The organism is Streptomyces corallincola, assembly GCF_019104725.1.
In the GTDB taxonomy this organism is placed as follows: Bacteria; Actinomycetota; Actinomycetes; order Streptomycetales; family Streptomycetaceae; genus Streptomyces; species Streptomyces corallincola.
This window is the reverse complement of record NZ_JAHRXF010000011.1, coordinates 21,077-42,075: the sequence shown is the minus strand read 5'-3', so window position 1 is coordinate 42,075 and position 20,999 is coordinate 21,077. Positions and strand designations below refer to the sequence as shown.

Below are 20,999 nucleotides of genomic sequence, written 5' to 3'. Positions count from 1 at the left end.
CCCGTCCCGCGCCAACCCCCGCCTCACCCCTCCAGCACCCCCGCCAGTGCCTCCAGCGCCGCCGGATACGCCCGCTCCCGAGGGGTCCCGTACCCCACGACCAGGCCCTGCGGGCGGTCCTCCGCCGGGCCGTGCCAGTGGCCGCCGAGGTGGCCGACGGCCAGGCCCGCCGCCTCGGCGCGCTCCAGGAGCGGGGCCTCCTCGTCCACGTCGATCAGCGCGTGCAGCCCGGCCGCGATGCCGCGCACCTTCCAGCGGGCGCCGAGCCGGTCCACGAGTGCGTCGCGGCGCCGCCGGTAGCGCAGTCGGCAGGCGCGGACGTGCCGGTCGTAGGCGTGGCTGTCGATCAGTTCGGCGAGCGCGAGCTGCCCCAGCGTCTCGGTGTGGTGGTCGCTGTGCAGCTTGGCGTCGGCCACCGCGCCCACCAGGTGCGGCGGCAGCACCATCCAGCCGAGCCGCAGCGCGGGACCGAGCGTCTTGGAGGCGGTGCCGAGGTACGCCACATGGTCCGGGGCCATGCCCTGGAGGGCGCCGACGGGCTGGCGGTCGTAGCGGAACTCGCCGTCGTAGTCGTCCTCGATGATCAGCCCCCGGCAGGCCCGCGCCCAGTCGGTGAGCGCGCGCCGCCGCTCGGGGCGCAGGGTGACCCCGGTCGGGTACTGGTGCGCCGGGGTGACCACCACCGCCCCCGCCTGCCCCAGCGCGGCGGGCCGCAACCCGCGCTCGTCCACCGGCACCGGCACCACGGTGCCCCCGCTGTGCCGCACCACATCGCGGTGGAACGGCAGGCCGGGGTCCTCCATCCCCACCGGCTCGCCCTCCAGCACGCGGGTCAGCAGCGCCAGCCCCTGGACGTACCCGGAGGTGATCACGATCCGTTCCGGCGGCGCGAGCACCCCGCGCGCCCGGCCCAGATAGCCGGAGAGCGCGGTGCGCAGCTCGATCCGGCCGCGCGGATCGCCGTAGTCGTACGTGAGGGAGGGCGCCTCCGCGACCGCGCGGCGCAGCGCCCGCAGCCAGGCGGCGGCCGGGAAGGCGCCGACGTCGGGGCTGCCCGGCCGCAGGTCGTGGCGCGGGGCCGGACCGCCCGTGTGCGTCGGCGACGGACCGGCCTGCGCGGCGGGCAGCGCCGCGACCCGCGTGCCCGAGCCCTGTCGGGCGACGAAGTAGCCCTCGGCGACCAGCTGGTCGTAGGCGCCCTTGGCGGTGCCGCGCGAGACCCCGAGGTCGGTGGCGAGCCGCCGGGTGGCGGGCAGCCGGGTGCCCGGCGCGAGGCGCCCGTCCCGTACGGCGTCCCGGAGCGCCGACTCCAGACCACTGCGCCGCCCCGCCGCCGCGTCGGTCTCCAGATGCAGATCCACGCCGATACCGGCCCAGAAGTCGTCCACGATCCCCCCACAGTGACGGAAAACCACCCGCACATGACCTATCACGCGCACGGGGCGCCCCACCGGCACATCGGGGATCACGTGCCACCGGGCACGGAGAAGGCCGGGTACGCGGGGTACCCGGCCTTCTCGGGCGGTGCCTCGACGGTGCCTCGACGGTGCCTCGGCGGTACGAGGGTGTCGCGGGGGTCAGCCCGTGAGGGCCGCCATCCACGCCTCGACCTCGTCCGAGCGGCGCGGCAGCGCGGCGCTGAGGTTCCGGTTGCCGTCCTCGGTGACGAGGATGTCGTCCTCGATCCGGACGCCGATGCCCCGGTACTCCTCGGGCACCGTCAGGTCGTCCGGCTGGAAGTACAGACCGGGCTCGACGGTGAGGACCATGCCGGGCTCCAGGGTGCCCTCCACGTACGTCTCGGTGCGCGCGGCGGCGCAGTCGTGGACGTCCATGCCGAGCATGTGACCGGTGCCGTGCAGGGTCCAGCGGCGCTGGAGGCCCAGCTCCATGACCCGCTCGACCGGGCCCTCGACGAGCCCCCACGCGACCAGCTTCTCGGTGAGCACGCGCTGCGCGGCCTGGTGGAAGTCGCGGTACTTCGCACCGGGGCGGACGGCCGCGATCCCGGCCTCCTGCGCCTCGTACACCGCGTCGTAGACCCGCTTCTGCACCTCGGTGTACGTGCCGTTCACGGGCAGGGTGCGGGTGACGTCGGCGGTGTACAGCGTGGTCGTCTCCACGCCCGCGTCCAGCAGGAGCAGGTCGCCGGAGCGGACCGGGCCGTCGTTGCGCACCCAGTGCAGGGTGCAGGCGTGCGGCCCGGAGGCGGCGATCGTGCCGTAGCCGACGTCGTTGCCCTCGACGCGGGCGCGCAGGAAGAACGTGCCCTCGATGTAGCGCTCGCTGGTGGCCTCGGCCCGGTCGAGCACCCGGACGACGTCCTCGAAGCCGCGCACGGTCGCGTCGCACGCCTTCTGCAGCTCGCCGATCTCGAAATCGTCCTTGACGAGGCGCATCTCGGAGAGGAAGACGCGCAGTTCCTCGTCGCGCTCGGCGGTGACCTTGTCGGTCAGCGCCGCCTCGACGGCCGCGTCGTACCCGCGCAGCACGCGCACCGGGCCGGTGGCCTCGCGCAGCGTCCCGGCCAGCTCGCGCACATCGGCGGCCGGGATGCCGTAGAGCACCTCGGACTCGGTGAGGGAGTGGCGGCGGCCGACCCACAGCTCACCCTGGCCGGACAGCCAGAACTCGCCGTCGGCGCGGTTGGAGCGGGGCAGCAGGTGCAGCGTCGCCCGGTGCCCGTCCGCGCCGGGCTCCAGCACGAGGACGCCGTCCTCGGTCTGGTTGCCGGTGAGGTACGCGTAATCGACGGACGCGCGGAACGGGTAGTCCGTGTCGTTCGAGCGGACCTTCAGGTTCCCCGAGGGGATCACCAGCCGCTCGCCGGGGAAGCGCGCGGAGAGCGCGGCGCGGCGGCGCGCGGTCTCGGCGGCCTGCGTCACCGGCTCCAGGCCGCGCAGCTCGGTGTCGGCCCAGCCGGTCGTCATGTTCTCGGCCAGCTCGTCGGACAGGCCCGGATAGAGCCCGTTCTTGCGCTGCTTGACGGGCGCCTCGGCCTCAGCTTCCGGGGTCTCCGGTTCGAGTGCGTCGGACAACGTGCTCCTCCTCGGTACGGCTCGGGTCTCCCCCGGCCCGCGCCGGTCGGCCGGGCCGTGCGGGGGGACGCGTCCCTCATCGTACGGTCGTACGGACCGGGCGCCGGGGGAGGGCGGGAGCAGGGGGCACCGAGGGGGGCGCGGCAGGGGCGCGGGGAGGGGGAGCGCACGGCGCCGGACGTTCCCGGACGGCACACCAACGCGCCGTCCGGAAGCGGGAGTCGGGGCGGACGGGCCCGCCCGCCGCCCGTTCCGCGCGCCGCGTCCTACTCGAACCGTGCGGCCAGGATCACCACGTCCTCGTCGCTCCCCGCGGTGTCCGCGCCGTCCGGGAGGACCGTGCGCAGGATGTGGTCGGCGACGGCGCCGGGGTCGTGCCGGTGGGCACGCGGGACGCCCGCGGCGGCGGCGTGCAGCCGGGCGAAGGCCCGGTCGGTGGGGTCACCGGTACGGCGCAGCAGGCCGTCGGTGTAGAGCACCAGCGTCTCGCCGGGCTCCATCTGGAACTCGGTGCTCGGCGCCTCCCAGCAGGCCAGCATGTTCAGCGGCGCGGAGACGGAGGTCTCGGCGAACTCGGTGCGCCGGTCCCCGACGATCAGCGGCGGGCTGTGCCCGGCCCCGGCCAGGGCGATCCGGCGCAGCGCGGGCTCGCAGTACGCGAACAGCGCGGTGGCCGAGCAGGCGGGCTCGGTCAGCCGGAGCAGGAGTTCCAGGTCGGAGAGGACGGCGACCGGGTCCTCGCCCTCCATCACCGCGTACGCCCGCAGCGAGGCCCGCATCCGGCCCATCGCCGCGACCGCGCCGGGCCCGGAACCGGCGACCGAGCCGACGGACAGGCCGAGGGCGGCGTCGGGCAGCGGCAGCGCGTCGTACCAGTCGCCGCCGCCGCGCGGCCCGGTGCGGTGCCGGGCGGCGAGCCGCACACCGGGCACCCGCGGCAGCCGGGACGGCAGCAGGTCCTCGGTCATGGCGGCCAGGCCCGCGCGGGTCCGCTCGACCTCGACCAGCCGGGCCAGGTGCTCGGCCGCGTGCCGGACGTACAGCCCGATCAGATGTCTGCGGTGCCGGTCGGGCTCGGCGGGCTCGTCGTACAGCCAGACCGCGCCGCCGAGCCGCCCGGCGGAGCCGGTGTCGAGCGCGGTGGCGTAGCTCGCCGCGTAGCCGAGCCGGGCGGCGACCTCGCGGTGCCGGGGGTCGAGGCCCTCCTCGGCGAGCAGGTCGGCGTGGACCGCCTCGGCGTCCGCGCCGGTGTCGAGCAGCGGGCCGTACGGGGAGTCGCCGGGCGGCAGGGTCTCGATGTGGCCGAGATCGGCGCGGCCGAGCCCGAGGGCGACGGTGGTGCGCGGGCCGTCCCCGTCGGCGGGGTCGAGCACGACCAGGCCGCGCCCGGCACCGGCCAGGGCCGACCCGGCGCGCAGCAGCTCGCGCAGCGCGGGCTCCAGCGCGTCCGTACGGGACATCCGCTCGGTCAGTTCGTGCAGCGTGGTGAGGTCGGAGACCCATCCGGCCAGCCGGTCCTGGAGCAGCGTGCCGGGGGCGGGAACCGCGGGAACGCCGTCGTCCGCGGTGTGGGCCGGGGTTCCGGCCGGGGTGCCCGCGGCGTCCGTGCCGCCGGACACGCCGGGGGCCCGGGTGGCGTCCGGGGCGGCTGCGGCGGGCGCGGCAGTGTGGGCGGGCGTGGGAACCGTGGCATCGATTCCGGCCACTTTCGGAGCGTGCGGGGCGTTCATGGCATCCGGCTTCCGGGCCGGTGCGAATGGCTCACCAGCATTGCAAACCCCCATGTGATTCCGCGCCGCCAGCAGTGTCTCCACATGTACACGCACTCGTGAGGGGATGTCCAGCATTGTCCTGCCGGGATTCCTGGTGTCCATGTGACTGACGAGGGTTTTCCTCGAAACCCTTGCCCTACTGCCAAGTTGGCTGAAAACTGCCTCGGGTATCGGTTCATTGCGTTCGACTGGCCCTGCTCCACGGAGCGTCACTACGGTCGTGAGGGGTACGTACTCGGAGAAGGCCAGGGGTGGTCGGAAACACCCGGAACCTGGCGACGGACCCGGGCGTCCCACCAACGACGGCCGAGCCCCATCCTCCCGTGGCGGAGGCGGACAGTTCCACGTGCGACGGCAAAACGCCAGACTTCGCCACCCCGAGCCCCACCCGCGCTTCCGTGTGTTCCGGTGATCCCGGCGCACACGCTGCGTCCGGGACGTGCCGTTTCCGGACGCCGCGCCACGGACGGCGGCCGTGCTCGGCCCAGAGGGGTTCTCCCCGCCCGACGGCGGGGGTGTGATGCGCCAATAGGTACGCACAGTGCAGTGATCGACACATGTGATGTGGTCCTCGGTGTTGCCAGCGGTGCAACGGAAAGGAACGAGCGCTCATGCGCGAGATCCCCGGAAAGCGACGCAGGCTCCTGTCCCGGCGTGACGACGGGCGTCCTGAGCAGATCGGCGCGGCTCTCACCTTCGCGGAATGGCGGTGGCCGGTGCTGCCGGGTGTGGCCCCCGACCCGTCGGGGCGCGCCCGCTGCGCCTGCCCCGACCCGGAGTGCGCGGTGCCCGGCGCCCACCCCTTCGAACCCGGCCTGCTGGCCGCGACCACCGACCCGCGCATGGTGCGCTGGTGGTGGACGAACCGGCCCTCGGCGCCGATCCTGCTGGCCACCGGCGGCCGGGCGCCCTGCGCGGTCAGTCTCCCGGCGCTCGCCGCGTCCCGCGCGCTCGCCCTGCTCGACAAGCGCGGCATGCGGCTCGGCCCGGTGGTCGCCGCCCAGGACCGCTGGGCGCTGCTGGTCCAGCCGTACTCGATGGAGCAGCTCGGCGAACTCCTGTACGCCAAGGACTTCGTGCCCGGCTCGCTCCGCTTCCACGGCGAGGGCGGCTATCTGGCGCTGCCGCCGTCCGAGACCGGCCGGGGCGGGGTGCGCTGGGAGCGCGGCCCGCTGCCCGGTTCGGCCGCGCCCTGGGTGCCCGGCGTGGAGGCGGTGGTGGACGCCGTGGTGGACGCCCTCACTCGTACGGGTGTGAGCGCGCCCGAGTTGTAGGGGTGTCGGGCGCGGGCGGGGTCGCAACCCCGCCCGCGGTCGTTATGTTCCGCTCATGCTGCGCGATTCAGGGAGACACGGCCTGCGGCCGTCGCACCGAGGTGGACCGGCGGCCCGCCGGGCGGGCGCCGAGGCGCCGTCGCACCGGGCCGGACGGGACTCCCGGCGCCGTCGGCTGCTCGCCCTCGCCTGCGGGGCGGTGGCGGCGGTCGTCCTGCCGCTGGCGGTGGCGTCGGCGGGGCAGGTGGGCGGAGCGGGCCACTCCCGTACGGCGGAACAGGTGGCCGGGGGAGCACCGGGTGCCGCTCCGGCGGGCTCGGCGGGCTCCGTGGGCTCCGGGGCCGGGGGTGCCCTCCCGGAGGGCGGTCCCATCAACGGAGAAGTGGCCAACGGGCGCCCCCCGAAAGAGGGTTCGGCCTCCGACGCCTCGCTCTACGTTCCGGGCGGCGCCGCTCTCCCGGTGTCCGGCGGCACCTCGCTCCGGGGCGACGACAAGATGCCCGCCGCCGTCCCGACCCCCCGCCACTCACCGCTGCTGCTCGGCATCGGGTCGGCCACCGCCGCCCGCTGCGGCCCCGAACTCACCTCCCCCGACGGCGTCGAGGCGCAGACCTGCGTCCTGACCCAGGGCGAGGACACCTGGGCGCGCGCCTACTACCGCAACACCACCGGCAAGGACATCGACGCGGTACTGAGCCTGCTGGCACCGGGCGGCCGTACGGTCCAGATCCACTGCGCCACCGACGCCGACGACGAACCCGCCACCTGCGAGACCCCTCGCGGCCACACCGGCGGCGCACCCACCGACTACTCGGCCGTCACGGAGTTCGCCACCTCCCGCGCGGACGGCGGGCGCCTGCTGCTGCGGTCGGGGAGCGACTAGGGAGACACCCAGGGGGTGGAAATACGGTGCGGGGGGCGGAAGTTGACGGTCCGCCACGGGATGCCGTCATCCGGCGCCGTTTCCGGGCATGAGAAGGCCCGGTTGCTGGCGACGGGGGATGCACCAGCAACCGGGCTACTCGAACCGTAACAAGAGATCGGCGGTTCGCAAATTCCGCTCGCGCCGATCCGGTGTGGATTCCTGTGCGAACACGGGGAGTTGTGACGGGAGTCACCCGTTCCGCACCGGCCGGGTGACGCCCGGTCAGCTCAGGGTGACCTGACGGTTGGTGAGCCCGCCGCGCGCCCGGCGCTCCTCCGGGGTCAGTGGCCCGGTCACGGCCAGCGCGGCGGAGAGCCGCTCGGCGAACTCGGCCGCCGGCTTCTCCACGTCGTCCGCCGAGACCCCGCTCGGCAGGTCCCACACCGGCACGGTCAGCCCGTGCGCGCGGAACGAGCCGACCAGCCGGGTGCCCTCGCCCAGCCCCGAGGTACCGGCCGCGTGCAGCCGGGCGAGCGCGTCCAGCAGCCGCTCCTCCGCGTGCGGCATGACCCAGCGCAGGTGGTTCTTCTCCGGGGTCTCGCACCAGTACGCGGACTCCACACCGGCCAGCTTGACGGTGGGGATCGCGGCGGCGTTGGCCCGCTCCAGGGACGCGGTGACGTCCGGGGTGGCGTTCTCCGCGTCCGGCACCCAGAACTCGAACCCGTCGTGCACGACCGGCTCGAAGGGGGCGTCGGCGTCCAGCAGGTCCTGCAGCCGGGGCGTGTCGGCGGGGGCGCGGCGGCCCTCGACCGGGGTGCCGGGCTCGGCGGCGAGCGCCCGCTTCAGGGTGTCGGCCAGGTCGCGGCTGATGTCGCCGGAGGGGGTGTCGTTCTGCAGACCGAGCAGCACGGTGCCGTCGTCACGGCGGAGCGCGGGCCACGCCATCGGCAGCACCGTCGCCAGCTCCACCGAGGGGACGCCCTCGGGCAGCCCCTCCTTCAGCGTCAGCGTCACCGTGGCCGCGGGCACCAGCTCCCGCAGCGCCACCCAGTCGCACTCGCCCGGCAGCCCTTCGAACGGCCGCTGCACCAGCTCGGTCACCGCGTGCGCCGCCGCCCGCCCGTGACACGCCTTGTACCGCCGCCCGCTGCCGCACGGGCACTGCTCGCGGGCCCCGACCACCGGGACGTCGCCCTCAGCGCCTGCGGCGGGGGCGTGTCCCGTGGTCTGCGGGCGCCTTGCCTTCGTCTGGGGTCGCTTCTTGGCCATCGTGAGGTCTCCCGTGAGCGGCTGGTCTCGTACGGGCGGAGCCTAGCCGTTCGCACCGGAAGCGACGGTGACCTGTGGACAACGGGGCGCTACGGGACGTGCCTGTGGACAACGGGGCTGTGGACAACGGGGGCTGTCCGCGCCGGGTCCGCCGACAACGGGGGGGCGCGCGTCGGAACGTACGCCCGTCGCGGGGCGGACACGGGCCGCCCCGCAGTCGCCCCGCACTCACCCCCGGCTCATCCCGACTCGTCGAACGCGTCCAGCAGCTCCGCCTCCGGTACCAGCGAGGTCACAGCGGGGGTGACGCGCGTAGCGAAACCGCCGCGACGGCACCCGGCGTCGGGATCGTGCACGTCCTCGTCCACCACGACCCAGACGGTCACCTCGCCCCGGACGCCGTCGCGTACGCCCCAGTCGTCGGCGAGGGCGGTGACGATGCCCAGCCCACGGCCGCCGTGGGCGGTGAGGGAGGGGGTGGCCGCGGCCGGGCGGGTCGGGCCGCCGCCGTCCGTGACCTCCACGATGAGCCGCCCCCGCTCGTCCACCCGCCAGGCCGCCCGTACGCTGCCGTGCCCGGCCGGGGCCCCGAGCAGCGGACGCCCGTGCTTGCAGGCGTTGCTCAGAAGTTCGGAAAGGATCAGTACGGCGTCGTCGATGACGGATTCCGCCACACCGCCGCCGCGCAGTTGCGCGCGCATCCGGTGCCGTGCCGTTCCCACGCCCGCAGGGCCATGAGGAACGGCCATGCTCGACGACGCGGGCACCTCCTGTGCCACCACCAACGCCACCCCCGAGACCTCCTTCGCCCCACGCCACGGTGTGGATGCCCCATCGGCCTGTACCGGAAACCGGCCGATCCCGTTCCGGTGACGCACTCCCGGCACCGCCCGTCGGGGCGAGTGCGCCGGAGCGTTCCGGGCGCCAACAGGGCCGCCGGATGACCGGAATCCACGGTGATGACCGAGAACGGGAGCATGCGGGACCGGGGTTGGCGCGGTCAAGGGAGGTAAGAGCGTTCTTAACGGGTTCCTGGCCTGCCGGTTGCCGCGGCCACTCACCTCAACCGACCGGGGCGGACCGGCCACCGGCCAACCGACCGGTGACCGGCCCACCGGCTCACCGGCGACCGGCCGGGCGCTCAGCGCCCGAGCCGGTCCAGGACCGCGCGCGGCCGGTTGGTGATGATCGCCTCGATGCCGAGGTCGCGGCAGAGGTCCACGTCCTCGGGTTCGTTGACGGTCCAGACGTGCACCCGGTGCCCGGCGGCCTTCAGCCGTTCCACGAGCACGGGGTGGTTGCGCACGATGCGGATGGAGGGCCCGGCGATGCCGACCCCGGCGGGCAGGCGGCCGTCCCGCAGCCGGGGCGTCACGAACTGCGTGAGGTACACGGTCGGCAGGGTGGGCGCGGCGGCCCGCACCCGGTGCAGGGAGCGCGCCGAGAAGCTCATGATCCGTACCGGCGACTCGGCGGGCGCGGCGGGCGCGTCCAGCCCGAACCGCTTCAGCAGGGCCAGCAGCCGTTCCTCGACCTGCCCGGCCCAGCGGGTCGGGTGCTTGGTCTCGATGGCCAGCTCCACCCGCCGCCCGGAGTCCGCGACCAGCTCCAGCAGCCGTTCCAGGGTCAGTACGGAGGTGTCCGCCGGGTCCTCCGGGCGGTGCACCCAGTCGGGCTCCTCGCCGTCGCGGGCCTTCCAGGAGCCGAAGTCCAGGGTGGTGAGCCTGGCCAGCTCCAGCCCGGAGACGGCGCCCCGGCCGTTGGACGTGCGGTCCACCCGGCGGTCGTGCACGCAGACGAGGTGGCCGTCGGCGGTCAGCCGTACGTCGCACTCCAGGGCGTCGGCCCCGTCCTCGATCGCCTTCTTGTACGCGGCCAGGGTGTGCTCGGGAGCGTCCTCGGAGGCGCCCCGGTGGGCGACGACCTGGACGGCTTGCTGTGGTGCGTGGGTCACCGCGACATGGTGCCATCGACCGGGGGAGGGCGCGGTACGACGGGGGTGCGCCGCGGGTACGGCGGACGGGTCACCCGCATTGCCGCTTATGTGATGTTCGGGAGGAAGATCCTATATAAAGGTTCACCCTGGACCCACAGGGACCGCTTATGGTGCTCTGACGGCTCGTGGGAAAAGCTGACCTCATACAACAGGACCTCAGGACCATGCACAGCCGCATCGCACCGGGCCATGCTTGTCGGGTGACACGTGCACGTCGTGTCGGGCGTGCGCGAACCTGAGCGAGTGTGACCGAGTGTGCGACCCAGTAGAACCGCCGTGGAACGAGGAGTAGAGCTGTGAGCACCGAGAACGAGGGCAACCCGGTACCCCCGGCCCCGTCCGCACCTCCCGTGCCGGTGGCCTCTCCCACGTCCCCGCAGGGCCCCGCGCCCGAGGGGAACGCGCCGACGGCCCAGCAGCCGCCGGTCCCCCAGGACGCCCCCGGCACGCCGGAGCAGGACCACCCGACGGCGGTCCAGCAGCCGTACGGCACCGAGGGCGGGCAGCAGCCGTACGGCGGCGGGACCGCGCAGCAGCCGTACGCGGGTGAGGGCGCCTGGCCGCCCCCGCCGCCCGCCACGCCCTCCTACGCGGGCGGCGCGTACGGCGGCGACTCCGGCGCCGCGGGCGGCGGCTGGGGCGGCGGTTCCGGCGGCGGCTGGGGCTCGTACCAGCAGCCGCAGGCGCCGAAGCAGCGCGGCAGGGGCGGGCTGGTCGCGGCGGTCCTGGTGGCCGCGCTGGTCGCGGGCGGCCTGGGCGGCGGCCTCGGCTACACCCTGGCCAGGGACAACGACAACGGCGGCTCCACCACCGTCTCCGCCTCCGACAACGGCGCCTCCCAGGTCAAGCGCGCGCCCGGCACCATCGCGGGCGTGGCTTCGCGGGCGCTGCCGAGCACGGTGACCATCCAGGCCGAGAGCACCAACGGCGAGGGCGGCACCGGCACCGGGTTCGTCTTCGACACCCAGGGCCACATCGTCACCAACAACCACGTCGTCGCGGACGCGGTGGACGGCGGCAAGCTGACGGCCACCTTCCCGGACGGCAAGAAGTACGACGCGGAGGTCGTCGGCCACGCGCAGGGCTACGACGTCGCCGTGATCAAGCTGAAGAACGCGCCGAACGACCTCAAGCCGCTCACCCTGGGCAACTCCGACAGGGTGGCCGTCGGGGACGAGACGATCGCCATCGGCGCCCCCTTCGGCCTGTCCAACACGGTCACCACCGGCATCATCAGCGCCAAGGACCGCCCGGTGGCCTCCAGCGACGGCCAGTCCAGCAGCAAGGCGTCGTACATGAGCGCCCTCCAGACCGACGCGTCCATCAACCCCGGCAACTCCGGCGGCCCGCTGCTGGACGCCTCGGGCGCGGTGATCGGCATCAACTCCGCGATCCAGTCCTCCAGCAGCGGCGGCCTCGGCGCCGGTCAGTCCGGCTCCATCGGCCTCGGCTTCGCCATCCCCATCAACCAGGCCAAGTACGTCGCCCAGCAGCTCATCAAGACCGGCAAGCCCGTCTACGCCAAGATCGGCGCCTCCGTCTCCCTGGAGGACTCCACCGGCGGCGCCAAGATCACCGACCAGGGCGCGGCGGGTGCCTCGGCCGTCGAATCCGGCGGCCCGGCCGCCGCGGCCGGTCTGAAGCCCGGCGACGTCATCACCAAGCTCGACGACCACGTCATCGACAGCGGCCCCACCCTCATCGGCGAGATCTGGACCCACAAGCCCGGCGACAAGGTCACCCTCACCTACGAACGCGGCGGCCAGAACCACACCGCCGACCTGACCCTCGGCTCCCGCGTCGGCGACAGCTGACCCGTGGTCTCCGTGCCGTGCCACAGGGGTGCTTCCCGCCGACCGGGAAGCACCCCTGTGGCACGTGAGGGGCACCCGCAGGGGAGCGCGGCCCCCGTGGGACACGGCCCGTAGGGGTGCGCCGGAGTCCCTACGGGTACTGCCCCTCCGGCTGCTCCTCCCGCGCGGTCCACTCCGACCCGCCCAGCGGATAGTCGTACCCCGGACGCCCCACGTCCGCGCTGGTGCGGAACGGGGTGCCCGCGTTGTCGAGGTGGACCGTGCCGTGGCGGGTGCCGCTGGACCAGTCGAGGGAGAGGTCCCAGCGGACGTCGTGGGCGGTGGTGTGGGCGTCGATGTAGAAGACCTCGGGGTCGGACTCGCTGACCTTGTAGGGGAAGTCGCGCTGGCCGTTCTTGACGGTGACCGTGGGGCTGCCGGAGTCCAGGGCGATGTCGAAGGACTTGGTGCCGACGCCTCCGCCGCAGCCGACGCCCATCGCGTAGTCGTTCCACGCGAGCGGCGCGCTCCTGCCGAGGACGCGGACGTGCAGCGCCTCCAGCACGACGGTGTCCTCGCCGGTGCCCTGCACGGTGAGCGCCACCCGCTGCTCGCCCGAGGACACCGCCCCGTACGCGGCGGCCCAGCGCGGCGCGTCCTGCTCGCTCGCCGGGGGACCGACCTGCGCGGGCTCCTGGTTCACCAGGAAGTGCTGGCTGCACGGCTGTTCGTAGACGTACGGGCGGGTGGCGACGGCGAGCGGGACGGTGTCCGGTGCCCGGCCCGGGGCCCGCGGCGCGTGCTTCGGGGCCCCGGTCCCGGCCGTGTGCGAGGGCGGCGCCGAGCGGCTCGCGGAGTCGGAGGGCGACGGCCTGTCCTGCCGTTCGCCCGCCGACGCACCGGCCACGGGCCGCCCGGCGATCGCCGTCCGCGCCGTGCCGTCCGCACCCGGAGCACCCGCCGCACCCGCGCCCCCCTCCCACGGCCGCCCGACCGCGAGCGCGACGACACCCAGCACGACGGCGACCGCCGTCCCGGAGAGCAGCGCGGTCCGGCGACGGGGACGGGGGTGCCGGGCACGGGGGTGCCGGGGTGTGGGGGTCGCCCCTGCCTCAACGTCTCTACCGACGGCAGCAGTTGTCGCGTTCGGCGCTTTCGGCGCGACCGGCGGTACAGGCTCCACGGTCGCCGTAGCTTCCCCGGGCGCCGTGGCCGTGGGCGCCGCTGCCCCCGCGCCCCCCTGCTGCTGGCCCCGTTTCCCCCGCGCCGCGTCCGCGACGATCCACCGGCGGTGCAGCTCGACGAGTTCCTCCGGGGTGGCCCGGCAGAGTCTGGCGAGGCGTTCGACGGGGGCGTAATCGACGGGCACCGCGCTGCCGTTGCAGTAGCGGTGCAGGGTGGACGTGCTCAGGTGGAGCCGCTTGGCGAGTACGCCGTAGCTCAGTCCCGAACGGTCCTTCAGTTCCCGCAGCAGTTCCGCGAACGGTTCCGTCCCGTCGGCCTCCATCGCCGCAGCCACCCGTTCCCTCCATCCCCCGGCGTTCCGGGACCGCGTTCCAGGCGAAGGGCATCTGCCCTGGTCAGCGTGCGTTTCAGTGTTCCAGCGTCCCTGATCCGCCGTGGCGCGTTGCGGCCGGGACGGATCGCCTCGCAGGCTTCGGTCATCCAAGCACCACCCCCACCCGACCACCGAAGGGGCCCACCCGCATGTCCAGCCTCCGCACCTCCCGCACCGTCCGTACCTCCCGCATCCGTCTCGCCGGTGCCGTGGCGGGCGCCGCCATCGCCGCCCTGTCGCTGACCGCGTGCGGCACCGACAACGGTGTGCGCGACGAGGGCGCCTCGGCGCACGCCACGGACACGTCCCGTTCCACCGGGACCGGGACCGACTCCGCGTCGCAGGCCCCGTCGTCGGGGTCCGCCTCTTCCACGGACGCCGGTTCCACCACGGGCGGTTCGCACCCGGCGGCACAGACCTCGGCGCACCGGGCGGGCCGGTCGGCGGGAACGACGGGGACGACCGCGGCGTCCAAGGGAGCCAGTACGGGCACGGGTTCGGGCACGAGCGCCGGTTCCGGCTCCGGTACGGCCACGCCGGTCACCTGCGAGGGCTCCGTCACGAAGACGACCGCGTCCCCGCTCGCCCGCCCCCTGAACCACCTGCTCCTCACCGTCACCAACACCGGCTCCCGGACCTGTTACCTCTACGGCTACCCGGCCGTCCGCTTCGGCGCCGACCAGGCCGTCCCCCCGGTCATCGGCGACTCCAAGCCCCAGGCGGTCGTCACCCTCCAGCCCGGCGAGTCCGGCTACGCCGCCGTCCTCCTCTCCGCCGCCGACGGCAGCGCCGCCCACGGCCGCACCGCCACGTCCCTCACCGTCTACTTCCAGGGCCGCTCCCTCTCCGGCAGCACCGGCACCCCCGCCCACCCCTCCCTCCCGGCGGCGGGCGTCCACGTGGACGACTCGCTGAAGGTGACGTACTGGCAGCAGTCGATGGACGACGCCATCAACTGGTGAGGCGGGGAGGCCCGTTGTGCCCGTCCGGCACGCGAGCCTCCGAAGGGGCACGGCCCCCACCCGGCACCGGGTGGGGGCCGCTCTCCGTCTGCCCGTCCACGCACCCCCGGCCCCCCGATATCCCGTGCGTCTTTGTCCCCGCCATGCCATACGCTGCACCCCCGGCCGTGTCCGCACACCCGTGAGTGGTGTGAGGGGGGACCACGACCGGCTCTCTCGTCTCATCGCGGCCCGGCGTGCGGCCGGGCCATTCCTGTGGGGGTTCACATCACTGTGCGCAGGCGCAGCATCTCGACCGCGACGGCGCTCGCGGTCGTCCTCAGTTCAGCGGCCCTGGTGGCGGCGGCCTCCGGGCCCGCCGCGGCGGACGCCGCGAAGATCCTCCCGGTGAAGTCGGTCGGCGACCTCGTCGTGGACGGCGGCCACCAGCGGGTCTACGTCTCCGACCCGACCAGCGGCAAGGTCGTCGTCACCGACTACTCCGGCACCGTCAAGGCGACCCTGACCGGCCTCCCCGGCGTGAACGGCCTCGCCCTGTCCGCCGACTCCGGCACGGTCTACGCGGCCGTCACGGGCGGCGACCGCATCATCTCCGTGGACACCGCCACGTACCGGCAGACCGGCGCCTACCCGGTGGGCGCGGCTCCCGGCGACCTCGAAGTGGTGGACGGCCGCGTCTGGTTCGCCCACGGCAGCGACTTCGGCTCGCTCGACCTCTCCGGCCCCGAGCCCGTCGTCCACTTCTCCCAGCGCGGTGACGTGGACTTCTCCGGCGCCACCACCTCCCTCGCCGCCGACCCGGCCGTGCCCGGCGTCCTGGCGGCCGGGAACGGCGGCCAACTGGCCGTGTACGACGTGTCGGCGGACGGCGCCACGCTGCGCGCCCAGGGCGACATGGACACCTCCGCCCGGCAGATCGACCTGACGCCCGACGGCACCGAGGTCCTGACCTCCTGGGGCTCCACCGGCCAGGGCTACGGCATCGGCGCCTACTCGGCCACCGACCTGCACCCGCTCACCGGCTACCCCATCGACGCCTACCCCAACGCCGTACGGGTCGCCCCCGACGGCACCGTGGCGGGCGGCAGCTTCTCCTGGTACGAACCGGACGTCCACATCTACAAGCGGGGCGACACCACGCCGACGCGGGAGTACGACTTCCCCAACACCGGCAACAGCAGCGGCGCCGACACTCTGGTGGACGGGGCGCTGGCCTGGGCGCCGGACGAGAGCCGGGTCTTCGCCGTCTCCGTCAACACCTCGAACACGTACACCCTGCGCGCCCTGACCGACCCGGCCAAGGAGCTGCCCAGGCTCACGGTGTCGGCGCCCGCGAAGGCGGACCGCGCCAAGAAGCTCACGGTCACCGGGCGCCTGACGTCGAAGACCGTGCCGCCCGCGGGCTCCGCCCTCACCGTCACGCGCACGGACATCGGCGCCCCGTCCGGCAAGGCGCTGCCCGCCGTACGCACCAAGGCGGACGGCACCTTCTCCTTCACCGACACCCCGCCGTCCGGCGGCAAGGTCACGTACAAGGTCGCCTACGCGGGCGACGCCGGGCACACCGCCGCCTCCGGCTCCGACGCGGTGGACGTGTCCCGCAGGGCGACGACGCTGTCCCTGAACAACAACGGCAAGCTGTACACGTATGGCAAGCGCGTCACCTTCACCGCGCACCTCGGCTCGACGTACAAGAACCGCACCGTCGCGCTCTACGCGGACCCCTACGGCGGCGACAAGCCGAAGAAGCTGCTGAAGTCCGCCAAGGTCAACTCGCACGGCGACGTCTCGGCGGCGGTGGACATGACCCGCGACACGGCCGTCATCGCGGTCTTCTCCGGCGACGCGCAGAACGCGCCCCGCACCGTCCAGGTCACCGCCTACGCCCAGGTCAAGATCACGACCGCGGTGTCCAAGCACTACAAGACCGGCCGCATCGGCTCCACCACGTACTACTACTTCCACAAGAAGACCGACCCGGTCTTCACCACCACCATGACCTACTACAAGGGCCGCCGGCAGAGCTTCGACCTCCAGGTCTATTACCAGGGCTCCTGGTACGACTCCGGCTCCGAGTACTTCGCCCTCGGCAGCGACGGCCGCTCCGCCGTCCGCCTCGAAGCCCCCGGCGAGTCCGGCATCCGCGCCCGCATGCGCTCCTCGTACTACAACGTCACCTCGGGCGACAACGTCAACTCCACGACGCACGGCGCCTGGAAGTACGTGTACTTCACCAACTGACGCCGCACGGAGCCGGTACGACCCACCGAGGGCCGTACCGGCTTCCGCGTACGGGGGACTTCACAGGCGCGAGGGGCCAGCCGTGCTCAGCCGTCCGGCGGGCCGGACACGAGCCGCCGCAGCCCCTTCAGGTCCAGGATCACGATCCGGCGCCGGTTCTTCGAGGTGTCACCGAGCAGGCCCAGATCCTGCAACCGGGTCACGCACCGGGTGGCCGCGTCCCGGCCCATCCCCGTCCAGTTCCCGAGGTCCTGCCGCGTCAGCTCCCTGATCTCCACGCCCCCGTCGCGGCCCACCCCCTCCGCGTCGGCGAGCCGCAGCAGCAGATGGGCGACCCGCAGGCCGGGCGAGGCGGAGGCGAGAGCGATCTGCTGCTGGTCCGCCTCCTTCAGCCGCCCGGTCACCGACGTCAGCAGCTTGCGCATGATCCGGGGGTGGCCGGTGAGCAGTTCGTCGAACGCCTCGCGTGCCCACCAGCGGACGTAGGTCTCGGTGAGCGCCCGTACGGTCGCGTTCCGGGTACCGCCGTCCAACACGGCCATCTCCCCGATCAGATCACCGTCCCGGCGGGTGCCCAGATACGTGGTGCGTCCCTTGCCGCCGTTCCAGAGGACCCGGCACCGGCCGCTGATGATCAGCGCCGTCCGGTCCGGCCTGTCGTCCCCCTGCCGGAGAATCTGGTCTCCGGGCTGGAACGGGAGCCGCGGCTCCCGGCCCGCCTTGCGCATGGCCTCGCGTTCGTCCTCGTCGAGTGTGTTCCAGAACGTCACGTTCGTCACGCTCCGAAGTGTGCCCAGTACACAGTGAGTTCCGCCCCCGCAATGCAACAACTGCCGCGATACGACTCGCTCTGCCCTGCTGTCATGTCGTCATTGAGCACATGAACAGACAGGTGTGACAGATGTCCGGACAGCAGGAACCCAGGTCGAACCCCGCTCAGGGACCCGGCGAACGCCGGCGTCAGAACGCGCGCGACGGGCGGAACATCTTCCAGGCGGGCGGCAACAACAACGTCAGGGACTCGATCCTGGTCGGCGGCGACGCCACCATCACCGTCAACAGGATCAAGAAGTGGGCCCTGGCGAACCCCCTGACGGCGACCGGCGCCGGGCTGGCCGTCGTGGTGTGCCTCGTCTGGGGCGGCTCCGCCGTGGTGGGGGCGGAGGGGAGCGCGGTCGATACCTCCGTCGTCAGCGAGGCGGGCCTCACCGGAGCACGCCACACGATGGAGCAGATCCGTGTCGCCGAGCGCGTCGCCGACCCCGCCGCCTGGTGCGACCTCGTACAGCCGGGCGACTCGGACTGCGCCCGGTACATGTCCTCCGCCTTCGGCGCCAAGTCCGACACGTACCGGAAGCAGACCGGCGACATCGGCCTCGGCGAACCGGAGAAGACCGCCACCGGCGCGCGGACGCGACTCAGCTGGCAGGGCAAGAACCAGGGCTACGTCGATCTGACGTGGACCGGTGGCCGCTGGCAGCTCGCCTCCTCGGAGTACGGACTGCTCAAGCTCTGCAAGACCGGGGTCTTCCTGTCCCTGGTGGACGCCCGCAACGGGCAGGCGAAGTGCGGCCCCTTCTCGTTGCCGCCCGGGTGAGGGCGGCTGTCCGCCGCACCCCGTCGCCCTTCGCCGCCGTCCCTCACCGCGCTGTTCGCCGCTGTCCGCCACGGGGGCGGCGGGCCGGTTCCCCCGGCGCCGACGCCCCCGGTGTCCCACCCGACCAGAGAGGCCGTACCGGCATGCCCGACCACCCGGACCGCACCGACCACCCCCGCCACCCCGAACACACCCAACTCCTCCTCGCCGACATCAAGGGCTTCAGCACCCGCAGCGACCGCGAACAGCTGCGCAGCCGCGAGGACTTGAACGGTGAACTGCGCGCCGCGTTCACCGAGGAACTCTGGCGGCTCTGTGACCACGAGGACCGGGGCGACGCCGTCCTGGTCGTGATGCGGCACGCCGCGCTGACCCACGCCCTCTTCACCGAGGTGCTGCCCCGGCTGGAACAGCGGCTGGGGCAGCGCCGCCGCAGCGATCCGCTGCTCCGGCTGCGGATGGCGGTGCACGCCGGGTCCGTGCACACCGACGCCCACGGGTACGCGGGGAACGCCGTCAACCATGTCTTCCGGCTCTGCGAGGGCGAGGCCCTGCGACAGGCGCTGGACGAGGCCGCGTCCGACACCGCGCTGCTGGTGTCGGACGCGGTGCACGACTCCGCCGTACGGGCCGGTCTGCCCGGCGTCGATCCGGCGACGTTCCACTCCGTACCCGTCCGGGTCAAGGAGACCAGCGCCCGCGCCTGGCTGCACGTGGCCGGGGACGACCCGTGCGCCCGGCGGATCGCCGAGGCCGCGACGGCGGCGGAACGGGAGCGGGACGGCGGCGGCACCCGAGGCGTGTCCATGACGGCGGGCCGCGACAACCGGGTGCGGAATTCGGTGATCAGCGGCGGCGACACCCACCTCGACACCGGACGCGGACGCGGGCCCTGGTGGCGCGGCGGGCGCTGAGTGCCGCCGGGGCCGCCGCCCTTGAGCCGAGAGACGACCAGTGAGGACGAACCGAATGACCTACCGCCCGACCTCGTACCTCCGGCGCACCGCCCTCGCCACCGCGGCGGTCGCCCTCCTCGCCCTGACCGCCACCTCCTGCGCGACGGGTCCGACCGACCGCAAGGAGGTCTGCGACGCCTACGACAGCCTGAGCGGGCGGGTCGTGGGCATCGGCGCGGTGATCGGCAACCCGGTCTTCTGGGCCGCCGGCACCCTCGCCGACAAGGCGGACCGCTACGAGGGCCCCGAAGACCTCTCCGCCGACGCCAGGCAGCTCGACGACATCTCCGACTCCGACGAGACCGACATGAACGAACTCATGAACGCCACCCGCCAGACGGCCACCCTCTGCGGCCACCCCCTCGGCATCGGCCGCACCACCCCGACAGACTGACCACCCCGGCCGCCCCCACCCCGACAAAAAAACCCCAGGCCACTGGCCTGGGGTTTCCATCTGGAGCGGGTGACGAGAATCGAACTCGCGCTCTCAGCTTGGGAAGCTGATGTTCTACCATTAAACTACACCCGCGTAGTAAGGATGCCGAGGTCGGGGACCCGGATCCAAAACGCTCGCTCACTGTACCCCATCGTGGACCCCCGGTGCCCGGACGCGGGCCGGGGGCGGGTGACGCGCGGGGTGGGGGGACTGTGTGGTCCGGGGGGTGGGACGGCCGTGCCCGGGGGGTCAGTTGGGCGTAGCGTGGGGCTCTCCGGGTCGGGGGCGGTGGGGTCGGAGTGCCGCCTGGAGAGTCGTCTCCCGCATCCCGTAATGTGCCCTTTTGTCGCCGGGGCGGATGCCCCGGACACAGGTCTTGGGGAAGGGACTTGAGGGATTTGATGGACCGCACCGTCGTCCGCTGCGCGGACGGGCACGTCTTCAGCACCACGTCGTTCCCGATGCAGCAGGCCGAGCGCCTCGGCCCCGGCCGCCTCGTGCGCTGCCCGCGCTGCGCTCGCCTCCGCAGCGCCGTACCCGTCGTGCTGCAGAAGCAGTAGCACCGCCCACTCGCACCACCCGCCCGCACTCGCACCCCCGCGCGCGGAGTCGTCACGATTGTTCTGGCTCCGCGCGCCGTGCGTATCCTCGGGGCGTGCTTCTCTCAGACAAGGACATCCGGGCCGAGATCGACGCCGGGCGGGTCCGGATCGATCCCTATGACGAATCGATGGTGCAGCCGTCGAGCATCGACGTCCGGCTGGACCGGTACTTCCGGGTGTTCGAGAACCACCGGTACCCGCACATCGACCCCGCCGCCGAGCAGGTCGATCTGACCCGGCTGGTGGAGCCGGACGGGGACGATCCGTTCATCCTGCACCCCGGTGAGTTCGTGCTCGCCTCCACGTACGAGGTGATCTCGCTCCCCGACGACCTTGCGTCCCGCCTGGAGGGCAAGAGCTCGCTGGGCCGCCTGGGTCTGGTCACCCACTCCACCGCCGGATTCATCGACCCCGGTTTCAGCGGCCACGTCACGCTGGAGCTGTCGAACCTCGCCACGCTGCCGATCAAACTGTGGCCCGGTATGAAGATCGGCCAGCTCTGCATGTTCCGGCTCTCCTCACCGGCCGAGTTCCCGTACGGCAGCGAGCGGTACGGCTCCCGGTACCAGGGCCAGCGCGGGCCCACCCCCTCGCGGTCCTTCCTGAACTTCCACCGAACCCAGGTGTGAGCGGCCTG

At 73.5% G+C, this 20,999-nt stretch carries 18 protein-coding genes and 1 tRNA gene; 10 read left to right on the top strand and 9 right to left on the bottom strand.

Annotation, left to right across the window (positions count from 1 at the left end; translation table 11 throughout):
* Nucleotides 1-23 precede the first annotated feature (23 nt).
* From pdxR to KUM39_RS10375, 3 genes are all read right to left on the bottom strand, one after another.
* Entirely contained in the window at nucleotides 24-1,388 is a 1,365-nt protein-coding gene (gene pdxR, locus KUM39_RS10385) for a MocR-like pyridoxine biosynthesis transcription factor PdxR (RefSeq protein ID WP_217785186.1), read from the bottom strand.
* A gap of 189 nt (nucleotides 1,389-1,577) precedes the next feature.
* Complete coding sequence (locus KUM39_RS10380; RefSeq protein ID WP_217785185.1) at nucleotides 1,578-3,038, bottom strand: aminopeptidase P family protein; 1,461 nt, start codon at nucleotides 3,036-3,038, stop codon at nucleotides 1,578-1,580.
* Nucleotides 3,039-3,304: 266 nt separating this feature from the next.
* The gene (locus KUM39_RS10375) at nucleotides 3,305-4,885 is read right to left on the bottom strand and encodes a PP2C family protein-serine/threonine phosphatase (protein WP_217785269.1); all 1,581 of its coding nucleotides are present in this window, start codon (nucleotides 4,883-4,885) and stop codon (nucleotides 3,305-3,307) included.
* 536 nt (nucleotides 4,886-5,421) lie between these two features.
* On the opposite strand from KUM39_RS10375, the gene KUM39_RS10370 reads away from it, so the two are divergent.
* Both KUM39_RS10370 and KUM39_RS10365 read left to right on the top strand, forming a co-directional pair.
* Nucleotides 5,422-6,084, top strand: coding sequence for a bifunctional DNA primase/polymerase (locus tag KUM39_RS10370; RefSeq protein WP_217785184.1), 663 nt, complete (start codon nucleotides 5,422-5,424; stop codon nucleotides 6,082-6,084).
* Between the two features lie 55 nt (nucleotides 6,085-6,139).
* Entirely contained in the window at nucleotides 6,140-6,967 is an 828-nt protein-coding gene (locus KUM39_RS10365; RefSeq protein WP_372455735.1) for a hypothetical protein, read from the top strand.
* A gap of 264 nt (nucleotides 6,968-7,231) precedes the next feature.
* Here KUM39_RS10365 and KUM39_RS10360 read toward each other — a convergent pair whose 3' ends face one another.
* From KUM39_RS10360 to KUM39_RS10350, 3 genes are all read right to left on the bottom strand, one after another.
* Nucleotides 7,232-8,221, bottom strand: coding sequence for a DUF5926 family protein (locus KUM39_RS10360; RefSeq protein WP_217785183.1), 990 nt, complete (start codon nucleotides 8,219-8,221; stop codon nucleotides 7,232-7,234).
* Between the two features lie 239 nt (nucleotides 8,222-8,460).
* The gene (locus KUM39_RS10355) at nucleotides 8,461-9,099 is read right to left on the bottom strand and encodes an ATP-binding protein (protein ID WP_217785182.1); all 639 of its coding nucleotides are present in this window, start codon (nucleotides 9,097-9,099) and stop codon (nucleotides 8,461-8,463) included.
* Nucleotides 9,100-9,362: 263 nt separating this feature from the next.
* Nucleotides 9,363-10,175 (bottom strand): glycerophosphodiester phosphodiesterase, encoded by an 813-nt coding sequence (locus KUM39_RS10350; RefSeq protein ID WP_217785181.1) that lies wholly within the window; start codon nucleotides 10,173-10,175, stop codon nucleotides 9,363-9,365.
* Between the two features lie 338 nt (nucleotides 10,176-10,513).
* Between KUM39_RS10350 and KUM39_RS10345 the strand changes: the two genes are divergently transcribed.
* Nucleotides 10,514-12,031 carry a S1C family serine protease gene (locus tag KUM39_RS10345; RefSeq protein WP_217785180.1) on the top strand — a complete coding sequence of 506 codons (1,518 nt, stop codon included), beginning with the start codon at nucleotides 10,514-10,516 and terminating at the stop codon, nucleotides 12,029-12,031.
* 130 nt (nucleotides 12,032-12,161) lie between these two features.
* On the opposite strand, the gene KUM39_RS10340 is transcribed toward KUM39_RS10345, so the two are convergent.
* Nucleotides 12,162-13,517: a helix-turn-helix domain-containing protein gene (locus KUM39_RS10340; protein ID WP_217785267.1), complete on the bottom strand. Its 1,356-nt coding sequence runs from the start codon at nucleotides 13,515-13,517 to the stop codon at nucleotides 12,162-12,164.
* A gap of 200 nt (nucleotides 13,518-13,717) precedes the next feature.
* On the opposite strand from KUM39_RS10340, the gene KUM39_RS10335 reads away from it, so the two are divergent.
* Together KUM39_RS10335 and KUM39_RS10330 are read left to right on the top strand one after the other, a co-directional pair.
* Complete coding sequence (locus tag KUM39_RS10335; protein ID WP_217785179.1) at nucleotides 13,718-14,530, top strand: DUF4232 domain-containing protein; 813 nt, start codon at nucleotides 13,718-13,720, stop codon at nucleotides 14,528-14,530.
* Nucleotides 14,531-14,803: 273 nt separating this feature from the next.
* A complete protein-coding gene (locus KUM39_RS10330) occupies nucleotides 14,804-16,771 on the top strand; it encodes an NHL repeat-containing protein (RefSeq protein ID WP_217785178.1) in 1,968 nt (655 codons plus the stop codon).
* An 86-nt stretch (nucleotides 16,772-16,857) separates the two neighbouring features.
* Here KUM39_RS10330 and KUM39_RS10325 read toward each other — a convergent pair whose 3' ends face one another.
* Nucleotides 16,858-17,550, bottom strand: a complete 693-nt coding sequence (locus KUM39_RS10325; RefSeq protein WP_217785177.1) for a Crp/Fnr family transcriptional regulator — start codon at nucleotides 17,548-17,550, stop codon at nucleotides 16,858-16,860.
* A gap of 122 nt (nucleotides 17,551-17,672) precedes the next feature.
* On the opposite strand from KUM39_RS10325, the gene KUM39_RS10320 reads away from it, so the two are divergent.
* From KUM39_RS10320 to KUM39_RS10310, 3 genes are all read left to right on the top strand, one after another.
* Nucleotides 17,673-18,368: a hypothetical protein gene (locus KUM39_RS10320; protein WP_217785176.1), complete on the top strand. Its 696-nt coding sequence runs from the start codon at nucleotides 17,673-17,675 to the stop codon at nucleotides 18,366-18,368.
* Between the two features lie 143 nt (nucleotides 18,369-18,511).
* Nucleotides 18,512-19,282: a nucleotidyl cyclase domain-containing protein gene (locus tag KUM39_RS10315; RefSeq protein ID WP_217785175.1), complete on the top strand. Its 771-nt coding sequence runs from the start codon at nucleotides 18,512-18,514 to the stop codon at nucleotides 19,280-19,282.
* A gap of 55 nt (nucleotides 19,283-19,337) precedes the next feature.
* Entirely contained in the window at nucleotides 19,338-19,718 is a 381-nt protein-coding gene (locus KUM39_RS10310; protein WP_217785174.1) for a molybdenum ABC transporter substrate-binding protein, read from the top strand.
* Nucleotides 19,719-19,779: 61 nt separating this feature from the next.
* On the opposite strand, the gene KUM39_RS10305 is transcribed toward KUM39_RS10310, so the two are convergent.
* Nucleotides 19,780-19,853: transfer RNA gene (locus tag KUM39_RS10305), tRNA-Gly, on the bottom strand.
* Nucleotides 19,854-20,161: 308 nt separating this feature from the next.
* Here KUM39_RS10305 and KUM39_RS10300 point away from each other — a divergent pair.
* Together KUM39_RS10300 and dcd are read left to right on the top strand one after the other, a co-directional pair.
* Nucleotides 20,162-20,320: a hypothetical protein gene (locus KUM39_RS10300; RefSeq protein WP_217785173.1), complete on the top strand. Its 159-nt coding sequence runs from the start codon at nucleotides 20,162-20,164 to the stop codon at nucleotides 20,318-20,320.
* A gap of 95 nt (nucleotides 20,321-20,415) precedes the next feature.
* Nucleotides 20,416-20,991 carry a dCTP deaminase gene (gene dcd, locus KUM39_RS10295; protein WP_217785172.1) on the top strand — a complete coding sequence of 192 codons (576 nt, stop codon included), beginning with the start codon at nucleotides 20,416-20,418 and terminating at the stop codon, nucleotides 20,989-20,991.
* Nucleotides 20,992-20,999: the final 8 nt, after the last annotated feature.

Coding starts and splice junctions, on each gene's coding strand:
- KUM39_RS10375 (WP_217785269.1), bottom strand. CDS start 4,885: ATGCTGGACATCCCCTCACGAGTGCGTGTACATGTGGAGACACTGCTG.
- KUM39_RS10370 (WP_217785184.1), top strand. CDS start 5,422: ATGCGCGAGATCCCCGGAAAGCGACGCAGGCTCCTGTCCCGGCGTGAC.
- KUM39_RS10365 (WP_372455735.1), top strand. CDS start 6,140: ATGCTGCGCGATTCAGGGAGACACGGCCTGCGGCCGTCGCACCGAGGT.
- KUM39_RS10360 (WP_217785183.1), bottom strand. CDS start 8,221: ATGGCCAAGAAGCGACCCCAGACGAAGGCAAGGCGCCCGCAGACCACG.
- KUM39_RS10340 (WP_217785267.1), bottom strand. CDS start 13,517: ATGGAGGCCGACGGGACGGAACCGTTCGCGGAACTGCTGCGGGAACTG.
- KUM39_RS10335 (WP_217785179.1), top strand. CDS start 13,718: ATGTCCAGCCTCCGCACCTCCCGCACCGTCCGTACCTCCCGCATCCGT.
- KUM39_RS10320 (WP_217785176.1), top strand. CDS start 17,673: ATGTCCGGACAGCAGGAACCCAGGTCGAACCCCGCTCAGGGACCCGGC.
- KUM39_RS10315 (WP_217785175.1), top strand. CDS start 18,512: ATGCCCGACCACCCGGACCGCACCGACCACCCCCGCCACCCCGAACAC.
- KUM39_RS10310 (WP_217785174.1), top strand. CDS start 19,338: ATGACCTACCGCCCGACCTCGTACCTCCGGCGCACCGCCCTCGCCACC.
- KUM39_RS10300 (WP_217785173.1), top strand. CDS start 20,162: ATGGACCGCACCGTCGTCCGCTGCGCGGACGGGCACGTCTTCAGCACC.